Source organism: Dyadobacter fanqingshengii (assembly GCF_023822005.2).
GTDB classification, from domain to species: domain Bacteria; phylum Bacteroidota; class Bacteroidia; order Cytophagales; family Spirosomataceae; genus Dyadobacter; species Dyadobacter fanqingshengii.
The window spans coordinates 279,181-303,322 of sequence record NZ_CP098806.1 but is presented as its reverse complement, the minus strand read 5'-3'; the positions used below and the strand labels follow the sequence as shown (position 1 = coordinate 303,322).

Here is a 24,142-nt window from a genome sequence, read left to right as displayed (position 1 = left end):
TTTTTGATGCATTGAAAAACAGCAAAGCCTGATCTGTGTGCACAGACTTGCATTGGGTCACTATAAAGCATGTTAGGTTTACCAGTCGACTACTGAGCCGTCGAGGGCATTATAAGTTTCAGGATTTTTCCAGTCGTGGCCGATTTTTTCTTTCAGCTGGTCTTCATCGAGTTCTATTCCCAATCCAGGTCCGGTGGGAACCATTACGGTGCCGTCTTTTTGTAGTTTGAATGGATTTTTCAAATAACCCTCCCCCAATGTCACTTGCTCCTGAACCAGGAAATTGGGAACACTGGCGGCGAGCTGCAAACCGGTTGCGAGTGAGATCGGGCCCATGGGATTATGCGGGGCGATGGGCACGTAATAAGCTTCGGCCATTCCGGCAATGATGCGCCCTTCTGTAATGCCGCCTGCGTGACAAAGATCGGGCTGGACAATGCTGGCTGCACCTTTTTCAAGAATTTCGCGAAAGCCCCATTTGGTAAAAATGCGCTCTCCGGTGGCAATTGGCAAATGTGTTCCACGAGCGATATCGACCATTACATCCACATTCTGTGCCTGGCAGGGCTCTTCAATGAACATGGGTTGATATTGTTCCAATTCTTTGATCAAAACCTTGGAGGTCTGCTGTGAAACGGCTCCGTGGAAATCAATAGCAATGTCCATTTCCGGTCCGCCTGCTTCTCTTAATGAGGCAAAATTGTCGGCAGCGTATTTGATGAATGCAGGATTCTCGACAATGTTAGCCGGGTTTTTCTTGGCGACGCCTGTTTTAATCACCGTGAAACCTTCTGCTTTGCGTTTTTTCATATCCTCGGCGTTGGCTGCACGTCCATATACACGTACGCGGTCGCGGGTTGGCCCGCCGAAAAGCTCGTAAATGGGCACATTCAAAAGCTTGCCTTTAATGTCCCATAATGCCTGGTCAATTCCGCTGAGTGCGCTGGTTAGAATGGGGCCGCCGCGGTAAAATGCGTGCCGGTAAATGGCCTGCCAGTGGTGTACAACCTGCCTTGGGTCTTTGCCAATCAAATAGGGCTCCACTTCCTGAATGGCGGTCTTAATGGTCAGCGCACGTCCTTCCAGAAGCGGTTCGCCCAAGCCTATCACGCCTGCATCGGTGTGGATTTTCAGAAATATCCAGCGGGGTTTCACCAGGAAAGTTTCCAGCTTGGTGATCTTTACGCTGCCATATTCCCGGAACGGAGCTGGCGTGGAAGCATAAGATGATTTGGGCAAAAGCATTGTTCCCATCGCAGCCACCCCCAAAACAGACTGGATGGCTTCCCGGCGTGACATTCCTTTTTTTGTTGCGTTCATTGGATTACAAGTTTAGGAGCTTGATTAGTTTAGGACTAATTACCAGTTATGAATCGAGCCGTCCGGTGCTTTCAGGATCGGATGTGGAAATTTGGTTTTCTCTTTCACTTCCATGACAAACGTGGCCTTTTTAGGATCAAACTTTACGCCTAATCCAGGGCTGTCATTGAGATACAGCTTGCCGTTTTTGAAATTGATAAAATCTTCATTGAAATAAGGCGGACGCTCCGGCTCGCCGCCGCCCAGCTCCATCATCGCGCGCATCGGACTGCTTGAACCCAGGACGTGAACAAGCGTAGCAGTGGATAGCGGACCTGTAAAATGCGGAATCATGCCTACATAATGCGTCTCGCACATGGAAGCGATTTTCTTAAATTCGCCAATGCCGCCCGTGTTGGGAAGCGTAAAACGGGTGTAATCAATCAGCCTGTTTTCGATGAGCTCATTGGTGTCCCAGCGGTCGCCGAACTGCTCGCCTACGGCAATAGGAACCTTAGTCATGGATCTTACATTTTTGTAAACGCCCGGATTTTCGGATCGTACAATGTCTTCGATGAAGTAAGGTTCGAGGTCTTCCAATGCGGTGCAGATCTTCAAGCCGTCGGTCAGATCAAAGCGCGTGTGCAGGTCAATGGCCCATTTTCCGCCGCCGCCCACAGCCGTGTCGATTCTTTTACAGAATTCGATCGTCTTTTTTACATTATCGTAAAAATCAAAGGGCTGATCGCCATTGCCGCCAGTAGGGCCAATACGGTAAGACCTTAACCCGGCTGCTATGCAATCCTGGGCTCTTTCTTCTTCGGTTTTGGCTTTGGAAGCGCGAAATCCAGTTGCATAACATTCAATGTAGTCGCGGGTTGCGCCGCCCAGGAGTTCGTAAACAGGCACATTCAAAGCCTTGCCTTTTATGTCCCAGAGCGCCATTTCCAAAGCGCCCAGTGCGTGGAGCTTTTCGCGTCCTGGCGGATAGAACATGCCACGATACACATTCTGCCAAATGTGCTCAATACGGAACGGATCTTCGCCGATCATCATTTGCGCGCACTGCTCGATCATATCTTTGGAGCCGCCTTCGCCAATGCCGATAATGCCGCCATCGGTTTCAATTTCCACAATGCCGCGCGCCTGGTTGAAGAGCGGCTTGTTGTAGCCGGGTGCCGCGTAGTAGCGGATTTTGGTAATCTTCATTTTTGATGCCGCCTCGGCTTTCAAAAGTGGCAGACCGGTCATGACGGCGGCTGAGCCAAGCGCTGTTGATTTTAGGAATGTTCTTCTATGCATATCACAATTGGGTTCAGGTTTTTACTGGTTAATGACTTTTGGCCTATGGGCCGTTTTGCAACCGGTTGTTCATTAATCGATTAAGCATTTTGACAAAAAATTATTCGGCCAGCCAGGCGGATTTTGCCATGGATGAATCTCTGGCAATGAGCTTTGCTTCCATTAACATTTGCTTCATCCCTTCGTCTGGGTTTTTTAGTTTTTTCAAAAGATATTCAACGGATGTCTTGCCCAGTAATTCCAGTGGCTGACGCAGGTAAGTAATCGGACAATAGTACAGATCAAAAACTTCGGCCTGACCAAAACTGACAATGGCCAGATCGGACGGGACTTTCAGCCGGAGTTCATTGATATATTTTAACCCGTTGATCGCCAAGCCATAAGTTGCAAAAATCAATGCTTCCACTTTATGGTTCGAAGCCAGGAGTTCGTCAATGGCGGTTTTTACGTCGCGCTCCATGGTTTCAAACTGGACCTCTTTCAGCCAGTTGCTTTCGAATTCAATGTTGTTATCGCTCAAAGCGTATTTATATCCCCTGATCCTCTCAACCATGTGATACATTTCTGATTTGTAAGCGATCAATCCGATCCGCTCATAGCCGGATTTGATCAAATGAATGCCCGCGTCATAGGAAGCTTTGTAATTGTTCGTCGCGACAAAATCGGTTTGAATGTCCGGGAAATGCCTGTCAAGCAGCACGAAAGGCAGGTTTCTTTCCTTCAAATACCGGATCTGATTCTCGGAGCCTTCACAGGAAACAATGATAAAGCCATCCACTTGCCTGTTGATGAGCACATTGAGCAAATCCCAGGATTTATCTGCATTCTCATCACAACTGCCAATAATCACCGTGTAGCCGTTTCGCTTGGCTTCGTCCTCCACGACCCTGGCAATGTTGGCAAAAAACGGGTTTGAAATGTCTGCTATAATGAGCCCTATCGTATGTGTTTTGCCACTTCTGAGGCTTTTGGCGAGGTGATTGGGCTGGTAATTGAGCTCTTTGGCGATCTCTCTTACCTTTTTGGCGATCACCTCTCCCACCCTGGTTTCCTTTTCCTTCCCGTTCAGGACATAGGAGACCAGGGCGGTTGATACGCCTGCTTTTTGGGCTATGTCTTTGAGGGATGTTTTTTTCATTAGGGACGAATCAATGTTCCATCGAATTTCCGGACTTGCCAGTTGGATTTGGTGGTGATCGGATATTTGGCGGCGGCTTTTTCGTCGATATCCACGCCTATGCCGGGGACTTCATTGACAGACATGTAGCCGTTTTTCATCGTCGGGCAGCCGGAAAAAACTTCTTGTGTTTTTTCGTTGAAACTTACTGCTTCCTGGATGCCGAAATTCCACACGGCCAGGTCTATGTGCGCGTGCGCGGAGTGGCCTACGGGCGAAACGTCACCCGGTCCGTGCCATGCTGTTTTGATATTAAACCACTCTCCCAACCTCGCTACTTTCATGGCTGGCGTTACCCCGCCGATCTGCGAAACGTGAATGCGGATGAAGTCAAACCATTGATTGACCATTGGTTCAACAAATTCATTGACATTATTGAACAGCTCGCCCATCGCGATTGGAACGGTCGTATTTTCACGCAGGATCTTGAACCATTTCTGGTTTTCCGGCGAAAACGGATCTTCTATAAAGAATGGGTTAAACTCTTCCAGTTTCTTAATCATATTGATCGCATTCATGGGCTGCACGCGCTCGTGAATGTCGTGAAGCAGTTCTATTTCTTCTCCGCAGCTTTTTCTCACTGCTTCAAAAAGTTTTGGAATGGCTTTCAGATAACTGTTTTCATTCATAAAACTGTCTGTCGGACCGCCGAAGTTTTCCTTTTTGAAATCCGGCTGCTCGGCTGTGCTGCCTACCGCTCCGTAACCGCCCTGCTGAATGCGAATGTACTTGAAACCGCGCTCCTGAATGCTTTTCACACTCTCCACCGTTGCTTCGGGCGTGTTGCCATTGGCATGCGTATAACAGGGGACTGCAAACCGGACTTTCCCGCCTAGGAGCTGATAAAGAGGCATTCCCGCACGTTTTCCTTTGATATCCCAAAGCGCCTGGTCCAGGCCGCTCAATGCATTGTTGAGCACGGGGCCATTTCTCCAATAAGAACTTACATATGCGCCATGCCACATATCTTCAATGTTATCAACATCTTTTCCCGCACAGAACTCATTGAGATAAGTGTTGATCGCAACCAGTACCACGGCGGCACGCTGCGTGAAAGTGGCGCAGCCCAGGCCATATAATCCGGGCTCGGAAGTTTCAACTTTTACTACGATCAGGTTGGAGCCCTGAGGCGCTGTGGCAATGGCCCGCACACTTTTGATCGTGACCGGTTTCATGGCCTTGGCATAATGAGGGGTTTCCCTTTCTTCCCGTGCTTTCGCATTGGCAGTTCCGCCAAACAAGCCCAATATTCCTGCCGACCCGGTCAGGCCCAATGCTTTCATCGTTTCACGACGATTCATATTACTATGATCCATATGTTTTTGGATAAAATGAAAATGTTAAAGGTTTTACTTCTTATCCCACCAAACGCGTGTATTGAGGTCGTTAGGCCCTTGGCGGGTATTGGCGTCGTTCACGTTTTGCAGGTTTACGATAATTTCGCTGTCGGGATACGGCATGCGTCTGATGAAATCCTCTTTGATTTCCGAGCCCGGATAAGGATTTTTCTTCAAAGCAGGAAAGCCGCTCCTCCTGAAATTGGCAAACAGCTCATTACCGTCCAAAAAGGAGGCTACCCAATATTGTGTATTGATCTGATCAAGCGCTTTGGAAGCATCCAGCGGGTGGGCTTTCAGATAAGCCTGGATTACATCTTCCTTAATGGCAGCGCTGGGATCATAAAGCGCCATTTGTTCCAGATGTGCTCTTACGCCATTGGCAAAATAAGTCGCCGCTGTGCCGCTTACCCAGCCACGAACAGCCGCCTCAGCCAGTAAAAGCTGGTTTTGTGCATATGTAATGTGAAACTCGGGCGCGTCAAGTTTTAACACTGTTGTTAAATTGACCTGTGTGAAATCCCAGAGACTTGCCACACCATTTTGTGCTAAAACTGTGTTGATAGTCACATCATTATAGCCCATCGGCATGCCGATCTGCAATTTCGGGTCCGATGATGCGCGGGCTGCAACCTGCTCCGGGCCTCCTTTCGCGCCTACGTAGCGCACCGCCATGACAGCCAGCCGCGGGTCATTGTTTTCTTTGAGATAATTGACAAAAGGCGCGGCAAGATAAAAGTTTGTTTTTTCCCTTGCGGCCAGGTGATTGGCAATGTAATTATTGTAAATAGCCGTGTGACGGATGATGGAATTATCCGCATTACTTTCAAATAATCCGCCTGCTACGGCCTTGGTAACATATGTTTTAGCCGTATTCTGGTCCACTTTCGTCAGTCGCATGGCGGCGCGCAACATGAGTGAATAACCCAGTTTTTTCCATTTGGCAACGTTTCCTCCGTACAAAATATCGGTAGTCACCGCTGGCTGAGCGGCATCCAGGGCTCCTGAGGCTTCGTCCAACTCCTTTAAAATATCCTTGTAAATAGCCTCCTGCGGATCATACTTTGGCCTGATCACCTCGCTAATGTAGCCCTGTCCGGCTTCGAAATAAGGAATATCGCCATAGGTGTCGGTCAGGATCATGAATGCGTATGCTTTCCAGATCCGCGCTGCATGATAAATGTTCGCTTGCATGGGATCGTCCTTTGTCTGGTCGGTTACGGCCACAACCTGCTTGATCACATTCCGATAGAAATTGACCCAAACAAGCGGCGTATTCGCATTATTGAACTGATTATAATTCCCTCCCGACAGCGAACTTCCATAAGGCGTTATGATCTGCTGCACAATGCCGAAATTGTAGGTGAGCATGCCCAGCGTGGAAACGCCGTCCAGGTAAGTGGTGCTGATAATGGCTTTATTTAAAATCAGCGATGGGGCCAGCGAAGTCGGGTCCACTTTATTGGTGTTAATGTCGTCGAAGCCTTCATCACAACCCGTTATCAGACAAAGCGATAACACTGCGGCCAGTAAATATTTTGATATAGCTTTCATTTTAATGCTGTTTGAAAAGTTTGATTTCCCGCATTTTCAGAATTTCACATTCAGGTTAAATCCTATGCTTCTTGTAGGCGGCAGACCTGGCCAGAAATCCAGTCCGGTTGCATTATCGGAGGAGTTCAGCACTTCTTCGGGATCCATGTTTTCTGTCCATTTCTTAATGATCAAAACATTATTGGCCACAGCGCTTAACCGCAAGCCCTTCACGAAGAAATTCTCTGGCAAAAGTTTTCCAAGATCATAGCTGAGCGTGATCTGACGAAGTTTCCAGAATCCTGCATTGTTTACAAAATCTTCATTGACTCCCAGCGGGTTAACGGACTCGTAAAACGGCTGGACAGCCGCCTTGGTCTGGTTAATCTCACCATCCGGATTTACCCCATTGCCAATCACAAAACCTTCCGCACGTCCGGGAAGTGTTCGTTTTGACAATCCGTGCCGCAGATAGTTGATATTTCGGCCTGAGATCATTTTATGTCCCAGTTTGAAGTCGATCAGCGTCGAGAGCATTATGCCTCTGTAAGTGAATGTGTTGGTAATCCCGCCAAAATATTTGGGAAGTGCGTTGCCAACATTTCTTAATGTATTGTTCCGGATCGGCATGCCGCTGTTTTTATCAAAAACCTGCCTGCCCTGCGCATCACGCTGATACATAAATGTGTAAAGCTGACCCAGCGGTTTGCCCACAACCATGTTCAGCGTCCGGCCGCCGCCTCCGCCCACAGTAATCACCGTATCTTTCTCAGCCAGACCCAGTTTGAGGACTTTTGAAGTGTTATAGGAAACATTGAAACTGATGTCCCATTGAAAATCCTTTGTATTGACAGGCGATCCTGTCAGCAGCAACTCGATCCCTTTGTTCATACTGCGGCCGACATTGATCAGCTGGGCCGTGTAAGACGATGCATCCGATATTTGCGCTGCAAGAATCTGATCGTCAGTTGTTTTGTGATAATAGGTAAAATCAAAACCGATCTGATTGTTGAACAGCTTCATTTCCAGGCCAGCCTCCGCTTCTTTAATCCGCAATGGTCGGAGGTTCTTGTTGGGAACTGTTGACGCGTTAATTCCGCCCACAGGCACAAGCTGTCCCGACGGATTAGGGAAGGAGTTGTTGTCAACTGCATAATACAATGCATTGGAATACGGGTTCACATTATCCGACCCTACCTGGGCATAGGCTGCTCTCAACTTCCCGAATGTGATCCACGAAGGAAGATTAGCAAATGCCTGCGAGAAGATGAAACTTCCTGTTACAGAAGGATATAGAATGCTGCGGTTCTGCGGCGCTAACGTTGAAAACCAGTCGTTTCTGGCCGTGACGTTCAGGTATAAAAATTCTTTGTAAGAAATCGTTGCGGCTCCGTAAAGCGAATTGATTTTCTTTTCAGATAAGCCGTAAAGCGGATTTTTCACCCGGCCATTCATTACGGTGTAAAGTCCCGGCTGAATGAAATCCTGGACTGTGACGCTGTTGTAATCCATCCGCGCATAACGCTGATTACCACCCAGGGTTACATCCAGACCAATATCCCCGAAATTGTGATTACCGCCCAAAATAAAGTCGAAATTACGTTCGGTGTTACGGCGGATATCTTGTGTGAATTGTCCATTTACATAGCCCACAGGCGCTTTTGCGATGGGTGCATAACCATTTGGAATGTTGTATTCCTGATTACGCACGTAGAAATCCTGCGCAATGCGTCCTTGCAGATACAGCCATTTGGCAAACTGGTATTTCATTGCAATATTACCAAAAAGCCTGTCGCGCGAAATGGTTTCAAAGTGCTTGCTCATGGAATAGTATGGATTGTTCCGCACCAAAAACCGTGAAAACACAAACTCGTCGCCATTGGGCTTGGTCTGGTTCTGTTCCAGCGCTTCAAACGGCATCGAATTTGCCAGCGTCATAATCACCGTTGACACCGCAAAGTCCTGTGTATCAATTTGCGGCGGATTCGTGTTCTTTTCTTTTGAGTAATTAATGTTACCAAAAACAGTCAACTTTTTCGAGATATTTTGAGTAAATCCGAGATTGACGATTTTCTTGTTGAACTTGTTATTCTGCATGATCCCGCGGTTATCCGAATTGGCAAGTGATAAACTGAAACCGCCATTGGCACCATTATTCGAAACCGTTACGGTGTTGGTCATGTTTGTCCCGGTGCGGTAAAACTTCTTAATACGGTCAAAAACAGGTTCGTAAGGCCAGGTCTCGTTATCAAAAAGGATCTGTGTCATGCCGGGCTCGAATTTTTCTCCAAAACTCCATACCCCGGAGGTCGGGTCGGCGGAAGTAGGCCGTTTGCCACCTTCGCCCTGCCCGTATTCATACTGAAAATCAGTAAAATCCAGCGGCTGATCGGTTGTGAGGTTAATGTTATATTCCAGTCCGATGCCTTTTCCTGTGCCCCGATTTTTGGTCGTGATCATTACCACGCCGTCCTTCGCACGCGAGCCGTATAATGCGGCTGCCGTGGCTCCTTTCAGCACCGTCATGGATTCAATGTCATCGGGATTAATGCTTGAAAGGCCATCGCCGCCATCGGACGCATTCATGGACCTGGGCCCGAAATCTCCGCCTCCTGCATAATTGGAATTATCAATAGGAACGCCGTTAACGACAATTAAAGGGCTGTTTTGACCACTGAATGAGGACTGACCGCGAATACGGATCTTGGCCGTTCCACCGGGACCGGTGGATAAGGACGAGATATTAACTCCTGCCATTTTCCCTTGCAGTGAGCTAACCACATTGGGTGTACGGTTGGTTGAGATCTGGTCTGCATTCACAGTGGCGGTGGCATAACCAAGCGTTTTAGCCTCTCTTTTAATTCCCAGCGCCGTTACTACAACCTCATTCAGGTTCTTGGATTCCAAAGTCAGCTGGACATCGATCACCGACCTTGAATCGACTTTGACGGTTTGGCCCACGTAACCAATATAAGAAAATACAAGGCTCGAACTGGCAGGTGCTTCGAGGGTAAATTTCCCATCCGAATTGGTAACGGTTCCCTGCTGCGTGCCGCTTACGAGCACATTCACTCCGGGGAGCGGCTCATTTTCCTGCCCGGTGACAGTTCCGGTAATTTGGCTGTTTTGTGCCCATGCAATGACGCTGAGCAAGGTTAGCAGCCATGTGACTGTAAATGTTTTTTTCATCTTCGCATTATAAGAATGTGAATAATAAACAGATGAACTCCGCTAACCATATGCCATATACGCACACAGCTTTTCCGTGTTTGCCTGAGAGAATGTCAGCCAACCCGTCGTGATAAGAAATAATTTGGACACAAACCAGGGCAACAGCGCCACCGGCATCAGTTTAATCGATTAAGCAAATGATATTAGTTAATCGGCTTTAAGGATTTGGTTAATGGTTAAACAACTAACGCTTTTGCAGGATTGAATTTGGTACGATCTGAAAATGGGAACACAGTAACTCGAAAACAATGATACGTTTTTATGAGTATTTTTATAAAAATTCTTTTATAAAGATTATTAGTGCTCCCAAATGTAGGTTTAATCGATTAAACAAAAAATTTTTAAGGCAAAATTTTTATATATTTTAATCAAATATGTCTATTAGGCCTAAAAAGCCGTTCAGAATGCTTTCAATTCTCACTATGGAGTTACATAACTTTGATCTCGCTGGCTTTGAAACGAACCAGTATTTGTTCGAGGACGTAGCTTTTGAATGTTGTTTCTGAATAGACGCTGTTGAGCCACACCATGACTTTAAGCTCAATACTGTCTCCTGTTATGGCGTTGAAAAGAACCTGTCTGGGCGCTTTTTTAACAACGCCCTCCGCTTTGTCAACGATTTCGTTAATGATCTTTTTGACCTGTTCCAAGTCAGCCTCCGAACTTATCTTGAACGTTACTTCGCTTTTCAAGCGGGCGTTATTGGTTGTGTAGTTAACCAGCCTGCCCGAAAGTAAATCGCCATTGGGGATAATTACCTTTGATCCCTGCGGCGTGAGCATTCGGCTGGACCGGATTCCGATGTCGAGCACCTTCCCTTTTTTGTCGGCCAGTTCGATGTAATCTCCGATTGTGAATGGTTTTTCAAATATCAAAATAATTCCAGATACGAAATTGTTGACAATGTTCTGCATACCAAGTCCGATCCCAACCCCGAGCGCCCCGAGCAAAACTGAAATCTTATCCAGGGGAACACCTGATGCAGTTACGGCAAAAAGAAATCCTAATACAATGATAATCAGCCTGACAAGCGCGAGTTTTGAACCCTTATGCACCGTCTCGGTCGTGAAATTTACATCTGGCCCTGAAAATAACAGTCCGACGTGCCTTTGCAGATTGTTCGCCAGCCAGATGATCACAGAAAAAAACAGCACATTCCCCAATGTAAATGTTATTGACCCGAAAGTGCGTGGTTTTTCGAGGACTTGCAGCAGAAAACCGAAGATCGGATCAACAATATTAAGGTTAATGCAGAACACCAGCAACCACAAAAGCACCGATAAAAAGGATATTAACTTTTTGAACGATACGCGGCTTTTCTCAATATTAATGCGTGAAAACAGTCGTTTTGAAGCAATGCTAACCTTCGTATGCAGCTCGAATGCTTCCAACACAACATGCACAAAAATGCCCAGGCTAAGTACCTGAATGAGCCCGCTGATGGCTGTTACGTTGAAGGATTTAGCTAGCGAAATACGGCCCAACGTGTTCAGGACAACAGCCAGAACGTTCAGAATGATATAGATGATGACAACAGGTTTGATGAATTTTTCTTCCATCTTGACCTCGCGCAACTTTCGGAAAAACCATACGCCGAACGCGATTGAACCCAGGTTAAGGGCAATCAATGAAAGCCGTGAAAGCAAAGACTCGCTTACCAGGATATTGCTGATAATGGTGAGAACATACAATGTCAGCACGGAAAACCACCATAGCAGCTGTTTTCCCGGAAGTCTTTTCATGAAAAAAATCGTCATGGTAACCAGCAGCAAAAACTGATTAAGCTCAATATAAATGGAAGGCGATCTTGGCTCGAATAATGGCGTAATGTTGAACAGGAAGATGAAAGTGGCCAGTATCGGCCTCGGATTAATGTATTTAAATTCCAGCGGACCGATATCTTTACTGATCGCAGCGCCTTTTGCCAGTCTGAAATTCACAAAAATCCACACAAAAAATCCTGCGGAGAGCAGCAAAAGCAACACGCGATTATCCCATGTGGATTGAAAAAAGTAGCGCAGAATTTTGTTTTGCCCGGTATAGGAAACCTTAATGATGTCATTGAGCCTGGCATTGCCGTTGCTTTCCGAAGCTTTCCAGATATAGCTGGATTCCTTACCTAACAGGTTTCGCCCGGATTCTTTGATGTAATCATTAATGGTTGTTTCCAGGTCATTTGCACGGAAATAAACTTCCGACACTTCCGCCAGCAAGTTACTGACCGTGTCAAGATTGGTCGTCGTCGTCTGCCCGGCTTGTTGTAATCTTTGCTTCAAATCACTGATTTGACTTGAATAGAGCTGTTTTTGTGAAGAGTCGCCCGCGTTAATTGCCAAAAGAGAATCGCGGCTGAATGCAATGACTTGTTCGGAAAGAAATTGGAGTTCAGAATTATGCTTGCCGAGCGTTTTTCGCCATTGGTCTGTCCGTTGCTGCACATCGGTCAGCATCAGCTTGTAATTTTGCAAATCTTTATTGCCTGGAATTGCATTTTCGACACTCACCGCTGCCTGGATCTGATCCACATTGCGCTTTACACCCACCAGTTCTTTCTGGATTACATCGCTGTCGTAGCCTTTCTTATTAGCCGCATTGATCTGCGTGATCACCGCCTGTGCCTTCTCAATTCTGAAAAGCAATGTGTCGGGGATTACAATGGCACGCGTGTTTTTTTGTGTGGTATCTTGTGCTGCAATTTGCAGCGAGAGCAGGATTATTATCAGGAATGTTGAAAAAAATTTACTTTTGGTCATATGATTTGTAGCTGTGCAGAAACATTCAATTCAACGTTTTCAGACTAAAAATCATACCAGAGCGCCATTTTTACAGCCGCCGCGCCAAGATATACGCGGGCCAGACAACACCCTGAATAACGCTTTTAGTCCTTATCCACCAGTATAATGTTACTTGGGCATTCGGAATTATCGGCAGCATTACCGGATGTTTCCAGTTCCAACTTCTTGCCGGTTTCATCTGCTTCTTCCAAAAGTTCAAAAACCCGTCGCTCGCCAACCATTAAAAGGGCCTGGAATAGAACACCGGCATATTGACTTTCTTCACTTTGCGGCCCCTTTGCTTTGGCCAGATCATTAAAATGCCCAAAAAGATCTTTCCCTTTTCCCATAGCTGTTTATCGGTTTTGATTAAAAAGTGTCGGTGAGGCCCGACTTACTCAAAGTGAAGCCTGATTCATTTGCCCCTTCGTAATACTGGCATCATTGTTTGATATTTCTATTCATTCAACATTTATCAGCCAAATCTGTGCCATGCCGGAGGGACCTTCCATCGTTATTCTACGAGAACTGATTGAGGAACTTAACCTCGAAAACTCCGTGATCAGGCTCGTTGAAGGCAACTCCAAAATAGATAAGGAGCGATTGACAGATCAGAAGGTAATCGCTTTCAAATCGTGGGGAAAGCATTTTCTGGTGTGTTTTGAGGACTTTACTTTACGCATTCACTTTATGCTTTTCGGTTCGTATCTGATCAATGAGCGAAAGAAAACGCCGCCACGCCTGAGCTTGGTTTTTGACGACGCGGAACTCAACTTTTACGCATGCTCCGTTGCCATCCTGGACCAGAGCGCCGACGAAATCTACGATTGGAGCGATGATATCATGTCCGATTCCTGGAATGCGGCAAAAGCACTAAAAAAGCTGAAAGGTGCACCCAAGATGCTGGCATGCGATGCGTTACTGGACCAAAATATTTTTGCAGGAAGCGGTAACATTATCAAAAACGAAGTGCTCTTCCGCATTATGGTGCATCCGCTGAGCGTCATTGGCGAGCTGCCCGAGGCGAAACTGAAAGAAATGGTGAAGGAAACCCGGAATTACAGCTTTGATTTCCTGCATTGGAAAAAAGAATTTACGCTTAAAAAACACTGGCTTGCGCACACCAAAAAGATGTGTCCACGCTGTTTGATCCCATTTCACAAGGAATATTTAGGCAAATCAAAAAGGAGAAGTTACTACTGTGAAAACTGCCAGAAGCGATATGATTAATCTTTCTGATGCGGTATTGCAGCCAAATAGCGGTATATTCACCTGAGCCGGAAATCGCCGGGTCGATTAATGCACCTTGCTTGCAAACCGTCTTTAATGAACTCATCGACAGCTACATCGAGAACAAAGTAGGCATTGCGGAGAATTTACTCGGCGCTTCACTTGCATCCAGTCTGAAAGCAAACCTAATGTCACTGCTGGCGACAAATCAGCTTCTTCCGGCGGGCACAGGCAACGACAGCGCGGTCGTCCACAACAAGCTATACCGCAACGACAGCATTTACTGGCTCGACCGCAAACACAACGATCCACACGAAAATGAATTTTTTGATCTCATGGATCAATTTGTGGAACATTTGAACCGGACTTGTTACACCGGCATCACCGGATACGAATTTCATTACGCGTTGTATCCAACGGGCAGTTTTTATAAAAAACATTTCGATCAGTTCCGCAACGATTCCAGCCGCCAGTATTCCATGATCATGTATTTAAACACCGACTGGGCACCCGAAGACGGAGGAGAATTACGCATTCACACCCTTGATTACCAACAGGATATCGCCCCAACAAACGGCAAGAGCATCTTCTTCAAAAGCAGCGAACTCGAACACGAAGTGCTGCTGACAAACCGGCCGAGAATGAGCGTGACGGGATGGTTGAAGGTGGGATAAGGATTTATTTTGCGAGGCGCGTATATCTGGCTTCAAGGATTGATTTATATTCTAATTTCAGGTGGTCCGACAAAAAACTTTTATCAATCCATTCAATTGCAGTAGGCCTGTTTTTTTCAAAACGGCGAAACACGCCTGAAATCTGCTTATCATTCAATTCCAGGCCTTTTCCAAGTGTTTCAAAATGTTCACGTTTTAATTTGTTCTTTTTCCCTTCAAGTGTCAAAGCAAGTTCCTCAGTGTCTTCCGGATTGACTATTGTCACATTCAAAAGGTCATAGGCCGGAGCTAATAACCAATCGTTTCCAACATTAATCATTGAAAAATTTTTCAAGTGCATGTCATTGTTGCCTGTTAGGAAACTGAATATGCTCAGTTCGAAAAAGTATAATTGATCCAGCAATGTGTTTGCGGAATATGCTTTTAAGGCCTTACCCACTCTTTCCATTGAACCTTTGTATTTATCGAAAGCTTCCAGGATCTGAAACATATCCAGCATGTGAATCTTTTCATTATCTTTTGTCCGGTCTATTCGCTTGGTAATGTAGGCAAGCTCCCCGGATTGCAGTCTGATAAGGCTTGACTTAACTGTTTTGAGACCAAATGCTTCTGCTATTCGCATGGTAACGTGTTCATTTTGTGGCATATCAGGATATTTTTCCATGGGTGGTTTGAAAATATAATTTCCTCCCAGTGCACCAACAATTGTTAAACGCCCACGCCCTCCATTTCCTATCGCATCATCAACTAAGGATAAGGATAACTTTGGCTGAACTCCTGGCACAGCAACACTCCGCTCAACCACACTTTTGGCAAGCTCCGACATTTGATTCAATGAATACTCAAAGACAGGCGTTTGTCTCGACTCAAAAAATTCCAAGTTACAACTATTATGAAAATCACCCGTTGCCGAAGATTCCAGCGGTTTGTAACAATAAAGACACTTTCTATTCTCCATTCGCTTCTATTGGTTGGACGCTTACCGCTCCGATGCAATTTTGGCAACATGCTAAGAGCAGTCCCATGCGATCATTTTGATTAATTTTCCAGCTGTTGGACGCGATATCCAAAAGCCATCCTTCCGGAATTAGTCCTTCAAAAAATGGAAAAAGCCGCTTGTCTCTATATGTCCTGTTGGTAACAGGCATGCTAAATGTGAGGAACTGGGACGGATACTTTGCAACATAATCAGGATTATAAATAAATGTATAATCTCCCTCATCTGTTTCGGTAAGTATACCCGCTTCCAAATCCTTATAATAGATGTGTGCGCTTCTCATTTTTTTTACTCCGTTTCAGTTGTTGGTAAGTCTTTCATGTTAACTGGAATCAACACATGACCAAACATCTTTAAGACCTGATTAACCTTTTCTAAATTCAAGTTTTCTTTTCCTTGTTCAATTTTTCGTACAACAGTTAATGCAACGCCTGCACGCTCAGCAAACTCTTGCTGGGTTAAGTTAGTTTGCTTCCTTTTTTCCTTAACAAAGCTTGATAGTGTTTTCATCTTTTTAATTGTATGCAAAAACATATAATGTGATCAAATGAATACAAATTATATGCTTTTGCATACAAATATATTCAAAATAGCGAAATTATATGCATTGGCATATATTATTACCTTTTCTTCCTTGCCCTAGCCAGTTGCACGCGCTTGAAAATCAGACTGTTGGCATAGACAAACAGCGCCAGCGCGATCAGAATGAAGACCGCATTTAGCTTGTAGGAGAAGCCGATGAATTTTTCTTCACCTTTCATGGAAAGCTCGAAACGGAGCCAGAGGCGTTCTACTTCGGTTGTTTCTTTGTCAAACGGTAGCGCCTCGTCATAGATGGGCTCAATAATGTATCGGTTATTGATGTCGATATAGCCGTATTTATCATCAATACGGACCATCGAGATGCCGCGGTTATAGTAAGATGCGAAGTCGTATTTGAGTGGCGTTCGGATTTTGCCTTTTTTATCAATGTGGCCAAACTTGCCATCGATCGCTACGGCGGATCGGTCTTCGCTTGTGAAGCCGGTTGCTTCGTCATATAAAAAAGGAATGCGGGTTTTTCCGGTTTTATCAATGCAACCCCATTTGTTGTTTTTCTTAACCCAAAACAGCCCGGAAGTTGGTTTGCGCGTATCCGTATACAAAAAGTCGGTGATGAGTTCACCGGTAAAGACATTGATATAACCAAACTTATCTCCGTACTTAACCCGCTCCATGCCTTGACCCGAAAATTTATATTCAGGATCAATGTCGTCCAGTGAAACAGGCACACGCAGGATCATTTTGTTATCGATAATCCCATATTTGCCTTCAAACAGAAAGTGATAAATATACTTCGAGGTCTTTACTTCCTTTTCAATGAAAGGGCTGAAATTCCAGTTCAGAATAAAATAGTTGCGGCCTTTCCACCAAAGCACATCCTCCCTGGTGTCCTGATTACAAACCATATCCACTTTCGCAGCAGAAATAAGGAAGTCTTTTCTGAAATACTGAATGGGGACTTTGTAAATTTCTTTTCCCGTAGAATCAATGTATGAAAGCCCGTATTGCTTTCCTGAGCGATAAATTACCCATGTTTTTCCCTCATAAAACTTGTCGGTTGAAACATAAATGGGTGGGATGACTACCTCTCCCCGCCTGTTAATAAATCCATGGCGACCAAGCTTTTCGGCATCCAGCCCCATGGGCACAAATTCGGCCAGACCTCCGGAAAAATCTCCTATGTCACGGTAAGCAGGTGTGAGCTTTTTGCCATTATTGTCGACCAGGAAAGCCTCATAAGCGCGGCAGGGAATGGTTATTTTTTTAACAACATACACACCCTTATACTCTTTATGAACATTGTATTCCGAGAGCCACGGCTTCCCCGGAACCGAGACCGATTGGCAAAACGCGCCATGAAAACTTGCGACAAACGAAATAAAAAGTAACCAGCTTACAGCCTTTTGCAACATCCCAGCGAAAGAATTTATCCGACATCCATTATATCAACAGCGACTAATATACCCATTATGCGCATTGATTGGATATTTACTGGTGTTTTTATGTTGCAAATCAAGGCTGAAACAAGTCCAGCTGCACGGGCGGCTCGGAAGTTCCGAGTAAAGGAAGCACATCAATGACGTCGTATTGCCGCCTTTTTTCATTAAACTTTCGGATAACGAATGTGTCGCAAAGAAAACCCGCCTCATATGCGGTCAACGTGGTATACGCAAGCGCAACCCATTCACGCGTAAGCCTGCGGCCGATAGACATATGCGGTTTTTGGGACTCGTCAGCCCATTTCCTGGTGTATTGTTTTTTAAGGTTTTTATCAAATGCTTTCATTACAGCCTCACTGCGCCGCCGGATTTCCAGGGACGACTCCGTTGTGGGTTTAATGTAGAATGCAGAATAATTGGCCTTGTCAAAATCATCAAACCCTGAGAAACTGATCTCAAAAGGATTCAATTCGGAAACAATCCGGCGATATTCAGCCAGAATATACGGATAGTCATTCTCATCCGCCTCGAATCCATCCAAAGAAATATGCGCCTCCGCATTAGCGCTGCCATAACTTCTCCCAATAGCAGCCCGCAACTGCTGCTTCATCTCAACAACTTCAAGAGAAATCGCCGCGCTCGGCATGATGGCTAGGGAATATTGCGATAATGGTGGTTTTAACATGATTTCATAAAATTGTTCTTCAATTGCTTCAACTTCTTCTTTTGACAATTCTGCAAACTCCCGGTCTAACGCTCTATTTGAAAGCCTGCCATTATTCTGCTCGAGAAACCGGATAAGTAGGGCTACTGTTTTGTCTGGCATTTCAAATTCCTCATCCAGCCAGTCCTTCATTGAATCGTATCGCTGCAAGTATTCGACCTCCTTCGGAATTATTTTTTCAACAGTCTGATCAACACATTCAAATAAGAATTCAGCTTGTTTGGTCGCATCAAAATATCGATAATAGTCAATTGTTTCATTCAAAACCTTTACATTATTGTTCGCAGTAGGCGTCCATTCTATCAAGTCCAGTAATGGGTGTGAATACTGCTCAAGCGACTTTCGGTAATCGTCTATGCGTTCCAGAATGGCAGTCGATATAGGAAAAATAATCCCCTGCGGACTAAATTTAGTTTTTGCAAGTAAATGATGAATTAAATAGCGGTGAAGTCTCCCGTTACCATCGACAAAAGGGTGAATGAATACAAAGCCAAAAGCAATGCTTGCGGCGGCCAGAACGGGATGGAAGTTCTGATGCTCCAATAAAGAAGCAGTAGCAAACAATCCATTTAACAAAACCGGGAGATCTTCCGGTTTTGCTGAAATATGTTCCGGCATCGGTGTACCGCTGGTGCGATCATGCACCCCTACGAAACCGCCATCTGTCCGAAATCCCATCTCGACAAAACGGCTATTTTCAATGACTATTTGTTGCAGACGCAATAACTCTTCCTCACCTAACTGTATACTTCCAGCCTGACCAATAGCCTTGCCCCAGCGCATAGCACGATTGGGCGTCGGATTTTCACCCTCAATTGAAAATGAAGCTTTGGAATCCTTTAATAATAAAAAAGCGGAAGCTCGAAGAATTACATCTCTATGGACGTTGTTCAAAATTGTATGTGTAAGTTCGGACAAATTCGCTTCTATGAATCTCTCTAACTTGCTTGTTCGAAAAATCAATGGACAAAAATCCGGAGTTCCGGGAAGATTGTTTCTGATCCGCTGTCTCGCAAAGTTAACTGCGGGTGAAACTGCGTACTGGATTTCTTCATCTATCAAAGCAACGTAATTCCCGTCTTTCAAATCAGGAATGTCAAGTTGGCGTCGCATAAGCCATTCAAACAAAAACCAAATCCTTCGACTATACTGCCCCTTGGGCTCAATACTTATTACGAATTTTACACGCTCATCACCGAGGCTTTCAAACAGTTTTTTAAAGAACAGGAGGTTAACACCTTCATATTTCAACGCAAAAACTAAGTGGCCATATAGATTATCAGCAGGATTGTGCCTCGGCGTTAAAATGAGCCAGTCGTCATTGGAGGATTGCCTATGCTTGTCGCTTATTAACGCTAATTTTGCGGGCATGGGCAATTGCAAATTTAATGCTTCGATAATTGCCCCGTAGCCAACAAGGAGTGCTTCTTCAGGCGCTTGCCTTCCATGAATAACTTTAATTCGCTTTGAAAAGGGATCTCCGCCGCCTTTGCTGAAATTACTGTCGCCTGACATAATCTAAAATAGATTTGTCAAAGCTACTGAATATTGGCTAATAAAAATGAATAGTAGTTAGATTCACTACTCAAATATGAAAATCAATTAAAAATAACGTTATATATCAAAACAGCCGCATCTGCTGGCCTACCATATATTCGTGCCCCAGTAATGGGATGGTGTCGATGATTTCGTACTGTCCTTTTCCGAGGTTAAGTTTTCGGATAACGAAGGAATTGCAGGTAAAGTGCTCAGTGAAATCTTCGGTGAACAAGGCGTAGGATGCCTCAATCTCTTCCAGAACCAGCTCGCGGCCTATGGTCAGGTGCGGGTCTGTGCGACCTACTATTTCCCAACGATCGGTATATCTTCGCTTCAAAAATTTATTGAAATTGGTTCCTATCGTCTTGCAGCATTCAATAATTTGCCCATTTGAACATTCATCCGGTTTGATATAGAATGTGCATGGAAGGTTTTTAGAAAAATCACCGAAACCTGAAAGTCCGACTTTAAAGGGTGCAAGCCCGGCCAGAACCCGTTTAAATTCGGCCAAAATGGGCGGGTAATCGTCTTCGTAGGCAACAAAAAGGATTAAGGTCACGTGAGCCAGCGCATTCACGCTGCCATAATTTCTACCGAGATGCTTCTCCAACCGCTTTTTGAGCTTTTTGACAAGCCCTATTATGCGCTCGTCGGGGCTTATCGCGAGGGTGTAAACAGATAATGTTTTACTTTTCATCAATTAATAAACCACGTCGTAAAAATGCTGGCGTGAATTGCCGGAAACAAGTCTGGTAATCCAAGCGGCTCTCAGCGTAATGCTATATGTAATCTTCCCGGCCTTTGGGTCATTTTCTTCAAATAAGATCCTGATCCGTTCGGGTATGCCGGCCGTTTGGGCCTCTTCTGATGTTTTGAAGAGCGGCAACATTGTAGTATCCAGGTAACCTTTTTCGGGTCGCCAGCCATTTTCAGAAATTTCCGAAACGATTCCTGTCATGGAGGATGTGGACGTAATCACGACGGTTTGCGCTGCATCATCCCAGGTCCAGCTCCCATCGATTGTCAGGCCCATACCCGTTTCACTCAACGACGTTGCACCATAAGGAATCTTGCCAAACGGGCCTGAGCTAATGATCTCGTCCAGATTGTTAACATTATTAGGATAGCTTTCAAACCGAAAACCAACATTCGGCGTAACGTTTATGCGCGTTTCGACCGTTATTAACTTGGACGATTCCGCCACGTTTTCAACCGTCTTAACGCCCTTTTTCTCCATTGAAATCTCCTCAAACCGCCAATTCCTGTTTGTTGCCAGCAGTGAGGCTAAAACTTTTTCTTGATCCACCTTCACCTTAACAACATCAGCCTCCCGGTCGTCACAAGAAAAAAGAAGCAAAAAAACCACTATTCCGGAACATTGTAGAAGCAATTTCATGGCCAGAAGGTTTTGGATGTAAAGTAATTTTACACGCTAAATATCGGCAAGAATATTCTAGCAATCAATGCCCGACATCAAATTCTGGGGGTTGGGATAATCTTGATTTAATATTGCCAGGATGAATCCCGGCGCAAGGGAGATATATCGTACCGACGGCACTTGGGACATTGAGGCTGGATAGAGGTCCTACCATTCATGAAAACTCAAACTGCCTCCGGCGCATCCTTAAACTTCTTGTCCAACCCACGCAACTTTCCTACAAAAAGCACAATCGGAAATATTACTTTTTTGACGAATGGGGGGATGCCCAGCATGTCAAATTCGGTCTTGTATTTCCGGAGCAAGTAAGCCGCGTCGAACGGAGCGGGCATGCCTTTGTCGTTCTTGCGGCTGGATCGGTATATTTCGGATAAAAAATATTCAATGTTGTGCGGCGGCCAGATTTCTCCCGAACATTGGAGCGGGGTGTCACCTGCATTCCAAAACCGGTGGGCGATTCCGCTATGGAAAGTTGCTGAATCACCCTTACTTAGAAAATAAGGGTCCTGTCCTTCGATCTGAACGCCCATTTTTCCTTCATGAATATACAGACTTTCGTGCTGCTGGTGATGTACATGCATCGGCGGGCCGGACCCAGGGCTTACCTGATTCTCAACTTGTATATATTCAACGCCATCCCGAACCTCGCGCCCAAGGAATGTCAGCCGCTCGCCATGGCCATTATCGATTGTGATTGGATAAAAATTCGTCATACGATTAAAAAGTTATAAATTTGGACAACGACCTAAAATTAATATGCATTAGGACATTGACCAAATTACTGCATCAAAAAGTGAACGCGACACGGGAGAAAATTATTAACCGGGCATTGGAGCTGTTTAACCTGAGTGGAATTGAATATGTCGGCATGCGGGAGCTCGCCGCGGATTTGGGTATGCGAATCGGCAACCTCACCTATTATTTCCCGACCAAAGATGATCTCGTTTTCAGCCTAAGCCAGGCTTACACAGCGTCTAATACGCAAATCCATATCGATTTGCCCGTTAAAAGTTTGTATATTTTCTTAAAAAAGAATGTGCTGCTGTTTGAAAATGGCTTGAAATATCAATGTTTGATGTTGAGTATGGTGCATCTGATGGAACAGAATACGCGTATTGCCTCTAATTATCAAACCGTTATGCAGGATCGTGTCTCAGGACTTGTGCAAGACATTTCTCTTTTGGAAGAAACTAAATATGTAAAATTCGGTTCGGAGGACGACAAATTATTGATCGTCTCCAGCAACAGCTTGCAAAACAGATTTTGGCTTTCCGAAGCCGTATTATCCGGATCACGCCAAAATCTCGCCAGCCAAATGACGCATTATCTGCGCATGAAAGCACATTTGTTTCGGCCTTATGCTACAAAAAAGGGCATTGATGATATCGAACGTTTCCTGAACGAGCTGGACTGATTTGTATGTTCAAAATGAATTAATAAGCCAGCAACCTGCCACAGGCAATAACGGCAACCCAGACCATGATGGAAATGCAGGCACTGATTCTCGCCTGAAAGGGAAGTTCACCGTTCGGGTTCAAGCTTGATTTAAAAATAAACCGATGGAAAACGAAAACATTAATTCCAGCAATCACTATCAGGCTCATCTTTGTCCAAAACGTGGGATCCACGCCCAGCGCATTGGCATTGGTAATAAAAAGCAGCAAGCCCGAGGGAATAATCAGCAAAAGCGATCTGCGCGACCACGGCAATAAATGTTCTGCCAGACTTGCAAAAGGAATGTTTTGTGAAAAACCTAGCAGCCTGAGATCAAACATGAATGCCGGCCCAACCAGCATGACTATACCGAGGATATGGACAATTTCCAATGCCGGGTATAGCCACAATGATTGGCGAATTCCTATCGCCCAGGAAGTTTTTTCAAGCCAGTCGAGCAATTCAATCACTATCAGCGAAGTTCAAATTTCTTGCCATCAACAAAGATCCTTTCGGCACGCATTTCGCCTTTTTCGGTCTTGTGGGGATAAGCGACGAGTCGAACAGAAGTGCCTTTTTGGATCATATCGCCTGTCAAGCCACGATCTGTCATGCGGCTGGTGGGGGCTAGGAAAACGGTGTACATTTCCTTATTGTACTTCACCTTAGCGAGCACGTGCGGATTTTCGTAAATGGATTCTTCAATCTTTGTGGTAAAATCCTGCGGCTTTGTTTGGTCATAGTCGGCCCAGCCGTGGTGCAGCACGGTAAATGATGCACAAAGCAAAACCACCAGCGACAAACAAATGCTTTTAATGTTTTTCATAAAATGCTGAGTTTAGTGTATTTAAAGTTAACCAAATTATCCATTAACTTGAAAGCAAAATCCACCTCAATTCTTAAATCGACAATGAGATCAAAATTTTACGCCTTTGCATTCATAACCATTTGCGCTGCGTGTGGCGAAAAAAAAGAAGATTCCAAAGCATCAACTTCGCCATCGATCATCGGGACATGGGCGCTTTCATCCAGCAAAGTGATTACCAAAAGTGACACGCTTGTTACATTTCCGGTAAAAAATCAGGAAATGATCAAGATGTTTACCGAGTCGTATTTCACATTCATGAAGCACGACATCAACCAGGGCAAAGGCGACTCAGCCGTTTTCGACGCAGGCGGCGGCACTTACACACTGAAAGGTGAAGATTATTCAGAACATCTCCAGTACTGCAACTACCGCGACTGGGAAAACCGCGATTTCCATTTCAAACTACGCCTCAAAGGCGACACGCTCATCCAAAGTGGCGTGGAGAAGATTGACAGTTTAGGAATTGACCAGGAGATCTTGGAGGTTTATGTGAGGAAGTAATTGTTAATGTGGCTTTACTCCGTAGATAAAACAAGGGCCAGGATGAATATCCCGGCCCAACAATATCAAAAGTGCCTAACGGCACAAAAAACCTGCAAAGTG

Annotated in this window: 22 protein-coding genes; 4 read left to right on the top strand and 18 right to left on the bottom strand. The window is 45.1% G+C overall.

Translation table 11 applies throughout. The features are described from left to right. Nucleotides 1-78: 78 nt before the first annotated feature. From dgoD to NFI81_RS01140, 8 genes are all read right to left on the bottom strand, one after another. Nucleotides 79-1,320 carry a galactonate dehydratase gene (gene dgoD, locus NFI81_RS01175; protein ID WP_234614701.1) on the bottom strand — a complete coding sequence of 414 codons (1,242 nt, stop codon included), beginning with the start codon at nucleotides 1,318-1,320 and terminating at the stop codon, nucleotides 79-81. A gap of 39 nt (nucleotides 1,321-1,359) precedes the next feature. Further along, a complete protein-coding gene (locus tag NFI81_RS01170) occupies nucleotides 1,360-2,601 on the bottom strand; it encodes an enolase C-terminal domain-like protein (protein WP_234614702.1) in 1,242 nt (413 codons plus the stop codon). Nucleotides 2,602-2,701: 100 nt separating this feature from the next. Beyond that, nucleotides 2,702-3,739: a LacI family DNA-binding transcriptional regulator gene (locus NFI81_RS01165; RefSeq protein WP_234614703.1), complete on the bottom strand. Its 1,038-nt coding sequence runs from the start codon at nucleotides 3,737-3,739 to the stop codon at nucleotides 2,702-2,704. Beyond that, complete coding sequence (locus NFI81_RS01160) at nucleotides 3,739-5,094, bottom strand: enolase C-terminal domain-like protein (RefSeq protein WP_234614704.1); 1,356 nt, start codon at nucleotides 5,092-5,094, stop codon at nucleotides 3,739-3,741. The genes NFI81_RS01165 and NFI81_RS01160 overlap by 1 nt, the downstream gene beginning before the upstream one ends. A gap of 33 nt (nucleotides 5,095-5,127) precedes the next feature. Further along, on the bottom strand, nucleotides 5,128-6,669 hold the full coding sequence (locus tag NFI81_RS01155; RefSeq protein ID WP_234614705.1) for a SusD/RagB family nutrient-binding outer membrane lipoprotein: 1,542 nt from the start codon (nucleotides 6,667-6,669) through the stop codon (nucleotides 5,128-5,130). 36 nt (nucleotides 6,670-6,705) lie between these two features. Then, a complete protein-coding gene (locus tag NFI81_RS01150) occupies nucleotides 6,706-9,837 on the bottom strand; it encodes a SusC/RagA family TonB-linked outer membrane protein (RefSeq protein WP_234614706.1) in 3,132 nt (1,043 codons plus the stop codon). A 470-nt stretch (nucleotides 9,838-10,307) separates the two neighbouring features. Further along, nucleotides 10,308-12,632, bottom strand: coding sequence for a mechanosensitive ion channel family protein (locus NFI81_RS01145; RefSeq protein ID WP_234614707.1), 2,325 nt, complete (start codon nucleotides 12,630-12,632; stop codon nucleotides 10,308-10,310). Between the two features lie 125 nt (nucleotides 12,633-12,757). After that, nucleotides 12,758-13,003 (bottom strand): hypothetical protein, encoded by a 246-nt coding sequence (locus NFI81_RS01140; protein ID WP_234614708.1) that lies wholly within the window; start codon nucleotides 13,001-13,003, stop codon nucleotides 12,758-12,760. Nucleotides 13,004-13,145: 142 nt separating this feature from the next. Between NFI81_RS01140 and NFI81_RS01135 the strand changes: the two genes are divergently transcribed. Then, nucleotides 13,146-13,883 (top strand): DNA-formamidopyrimidine glycosylase family protein, encoded by a 738-nt coding sequence (locus NFI81_RS01135; RefSeq protein ID WP_234614709.1) that lies wholly within the window; start codon nucleotides 13,146-13,148, stop codon nucleotides 13,881-13,883. A gap of 8 nt (nucleotides 13,884-13,891) precedes the next feature. Continuing rightward, nucleotides 13,892-14,557 carry a 2OG-Fe(II) oxygenase gene (locus NFI81_RS01130; protein ID WP_234614710.1) on the top strand — a complete coding sequence of 222 codons (666 nt, stop codon included), beginning with the start codon at nucleotides 13,892-13,894 and terminating at the stop codon, nucleotides 14,555-14,557. 4 nt (nucleotides 14,558-14,561) lie between these two features. Here NFI81_RS01130 and NFI81_RS01125 read toward each other — a convergent pair whose 3' ends face one another. The 8 genes from NFI81_RS01125 to NFI81_RS01090 form a co-directional block, all read right to left on the bottom strand. Continuing rightward, entirely contained in the window at nucleotides 14,562-15,515 is a 954-nt protein-coding gene (locus tag NFI81_RS01125) for a HipA domain-containing protein (protein ID WP_234614711.1), read from the bottom strand. Next, a complete protein-coding gene (locus NFI81_RS01120; protein WP_234614712.1) occupies nucleotides 15,505-15,837 on the bottom strand; it encodes a HipA N-terminal domain-containing protein in 333 nt (110 codons plus the stop codon). The genes NFI81_RS01125 and NFI81_RS01120 overlap by 11 nt, the downstream gene beginning before the upstream one ends. A gap of 5 nt (nucleotides 15,838-15,842) precedes the next feature. Then, entirely contained in the window at nucleotides 15,843-16,064 is a 222-nt protein-coding gene (locus NFI81_RS01115; protein ID WP_234614713.1) for a type II toxin-antitoxin system Y4mF family antitoxin, read from the bottom strand. Between the two features lie 110 nt (nucleotides 16,065-16,174). Beyond that, nucleotides 16,175-17,509 (bottom strand): WG repeat-containing protein, encoded by a 1,335-nt coding sequence (locus tag NFI81_RS01110; protein ID WP_234614714.1) that lies wholly within the window; start codon nucleotides 17,507-17,509, stop codon nucleotides 16,175-16,177. 100 nt (nucleotides 17,510-17,609) lie between these two features. Continuing rightward, nucleotides 17,610-19,775: a 2'-5' RNA ligase family protein gene (locus NFI81_RS01105; protein WP_234614715.1), complete on the bottom strand. Its 2,166-nt coding sequence runs from the start codon at nucleotides 19,773-19,775 to the stop codon at nucleotides 17,610-17,612. A gap of 106 nt (nucleotides 19,776-19,881) precedes the next feature. Continuing rightward, nucleotides 19,882-20,496 carry a 2'-5' RNA ligase family protein gene (locus NFI81_RS01100; RefSeq protein WP_234614716.1) on the bottom strand — a complete coding sequence of 205 codons (615 nt, stop codon included), beginning with the start codon at nucleotides 20,494-20,496 and terminating at the stop codon, nucleotides 19,882-19,884. Between the two features lie 3 nt (nucleotides 20,497-20,499). Then, on the bottom strand, nucleotides 20,500-21,195 hold the full coding sequence (locus tag NFI81_RS01095) for a hypothetical protein (protein ID WP_234614717.1): 696 nt from the start codon (nucleotides 21,193-21,195) through the stop codon (nucleotides 20,500-20,502). Between the two features lie 206 nt (nucleotides 21,196-21,401). Continuing rightward, nucleotides 21,402-21,950 (bottom strand): cupin domain-containing protein, encoded by a 549-nt coding sequence (locus NFI81_RS01090; protein ID WP_234614718.1) that lies wholly within the window; start codon nucleotides 21,948-21,950, stop codon nucleotides 21,402-21,404. Between the two features lie 80 nt (nucleotides 21,951-22,030). Between NFI81_RS01090 and NFI81_RS01085 the strand changes: the two genes are divergently transcribed. Beyond that, nucleotides 22,031-22,651, top strand: coding sequence for a TetR/AcrR family transcriptional regulator (locus tag NFI81_RS01085; protein ID WP_234614719.1), 621 nt, complete (start codon nucleotides 22,031-22,033; stop codon nucleotides 22,649-22,651). 19 nt (nucleotides 22,652-22,670) lie between these two features. On the opposite strand, the gene NFI81_RS01080 is transcribed toward NFI81_RS01085, so the two are convergent. Beyond that, nucleotides 22,671-23,141 (bottom strand): DUF6644 family protein, encoded by a 471-nt coding sequence (locus NFI81_RS01080; protein WP_234614720.1) that lies wholly within the window; start codon nucleotides 23,139-23,141, stop codon nucleotides 22,671-22,673. 2 nt (nucleotides 23,142-23,143) lie between these two features. Continuing rightward, a complete protein-coding gene (locus NFI81_RS01075; protein WP_234614721.1) occupies nucleotides 23,144-23,497 on the bottom strand; it encodes a DUF6152 family protein in 354 nt (117 codons plus the stop codon). An 84-nt stretch (nucleotides 23,498-23,581) separates the two neighbouring features. Here NFI81_RS01075 and NFI81_RS01070 point away from each other — a divergent pair, with 84 nt between their 5' ends. Further along, nucleotides 23,582-24,040, top strand: coding sequence for a hypothetical protein (locus tag NFI81_RS01070; RefSeq protein WP_234614722.1), 459 nt, complete (start codon nucleotides 23,582-23,584; stop codon nucleotides 24,038-24,040). Nucleotides 24,041-24,142 lie beyond the last annotated feature (102 nt).

Excerpts from the sequence above, each read along its gene's own strand:
- dgoD (WP_234614701.1), bottom strand. The coding sequence starts at position 1,320 with ATGAACGCAACAAAAAAAGGAATGTCACGCCGGGAAGCCATCCAGTCT.
- NFI81_RS01170 (WP_234614702.1), bottom strand. The coding sequence starts at position 2,601 with ATGCATAGAAGAACATTCCTAAAATCAACAGCGCTTGGCTCAGCCGCC.
- NFI81_RS01165 (WP_234614703.1), bottom strand. The coding sequence starts at position 3,739 with ATGAAAAAAACATCCCTCAAAGACATAGCCCAAAAAGCAGGCGTATCA.
- NFI81_RS01160 (WP_234614704.1), bottom strand. The coding sequence starts at position 5,094 with ATGGATCATAGTAATATGAATCGTCGTGAAACGATGAAAGCATTGGGC.
- NFI81_RS01155 (WP_234614705.1), bottom strand. The coding sequence starts at position 6,669 with ATGAAAGCTATATCAAAATATTTACTGGCCGCAGTGTTATCGCTTTGT.
- NFI81_RS01150 (WP_234614706.1), bottom strand. The coding sequence starts at position 9,837 with ATGAAAAAAACATTTACAGTCACATGGCTGCTAACCTTGCTCAGCGTC.
- NFI81_RS01145 (WP_234614707.1), bottom strand. The coding sequence starts at position 12,632 with ATGACCAAAAGTAAATTTTTTTCAACATTCCTGATAATAATCCTGCTC.
- NFI81_RS01140 (WP_234614708.1), bottom strand. The coding sequence starts at position 13,003 with ATGGGAAAAGGGAAAGATCTTTTTGGGCATTTTAATGATCTGGCCAAA.
- NFI81_RS01135 (WP_234614709.1), top strand. The coding sequence starts at position 13,146 with ATGCCGGAGGGACCTTCCATCGTTATTCTACGAGAACTGATTGAGGAA.
- NFI81_RS01130 (WP_234614710.1), top strand. The coding sequence starts at position 13,892 with ATGCGGTATTGCAGCCAAATAGCGGTATATTCACCTGAGCCGGAAATC.
- NFI81_RS01125 (WP_234614711.1), bottom strand. The coding sequence starts at position 15,515 with ATGGAGAATAGAAAGTGTCTTTATTGTTACAAACCGCTGGAATCTTCG.
- NFI81_RS01120 (WP_234614712.1), bottom strand. The coding sequence starts at position 15,837 with ATGAGAAGCGCACACATCTATTATAAGGATTTGGAAGCGGGTATACTT.
- NFI81_RS01115 (WP_234614713.1), bottom strand. The coding sequence starts at position 16,064 with ATGAAAACACTATCAAGCTTTGTTAAGGAAAAAAGGAAGCAAACTAAC.
- NFI81_RS01110 (WP_234614714.1), bottom strand. The coding sequence starts at position 17,509 with ATGTTGCAAAAGGCTGTAAGCTGGTTACTTTTTATTTCGTTTGTCGCA.
- NFI81_RS01105 (WP_234614715.1), bottom strand. The coding sequence starts at position 19,775 with ATGTCAGGCGACAGTAATTTCAGCAAAGGCGGCGGAGATCCCTTTTCA.
- NFI81_RS01100 (WP_234614716.1), bottom strand. The coding sequence starts at position 20,496 with ATGAAAAGTAAAACATTATCTGTTTACACCCTCGCGATAAGCCCCGAC.
- NFI81_RS01095 (WP_234614717.1), bottom strand. The coding sequence starts at position 21,195 with ATGAAATTGCTTCTACAATGTTCCGGAATAGTGGTTTTTTTGCTTCTT.
- NFI81_RS01090 (WP_234614718.1), bottom strand. The coding sequence starts at position 21,950 with ATGACGAATTTTTATCCAATCACAATCGATAATGGCCATGGCGAGCGG.
- NFI81_RS01075 (WP_234614721.1), bottom strand. The coding sequence starts at position 23,497 with ATGAAAAACATTAAAAGCATTTGTTTGTCGCTGGTGGTTTTGCTTTGT.
- NFI81_RS01070 (WP_234614722.1), top strand. The coding sequence starts at position 23,582 with ATGAGATCAAAATTTTACGCCTTTGCATTCATAACCATTTGCGCTGCG.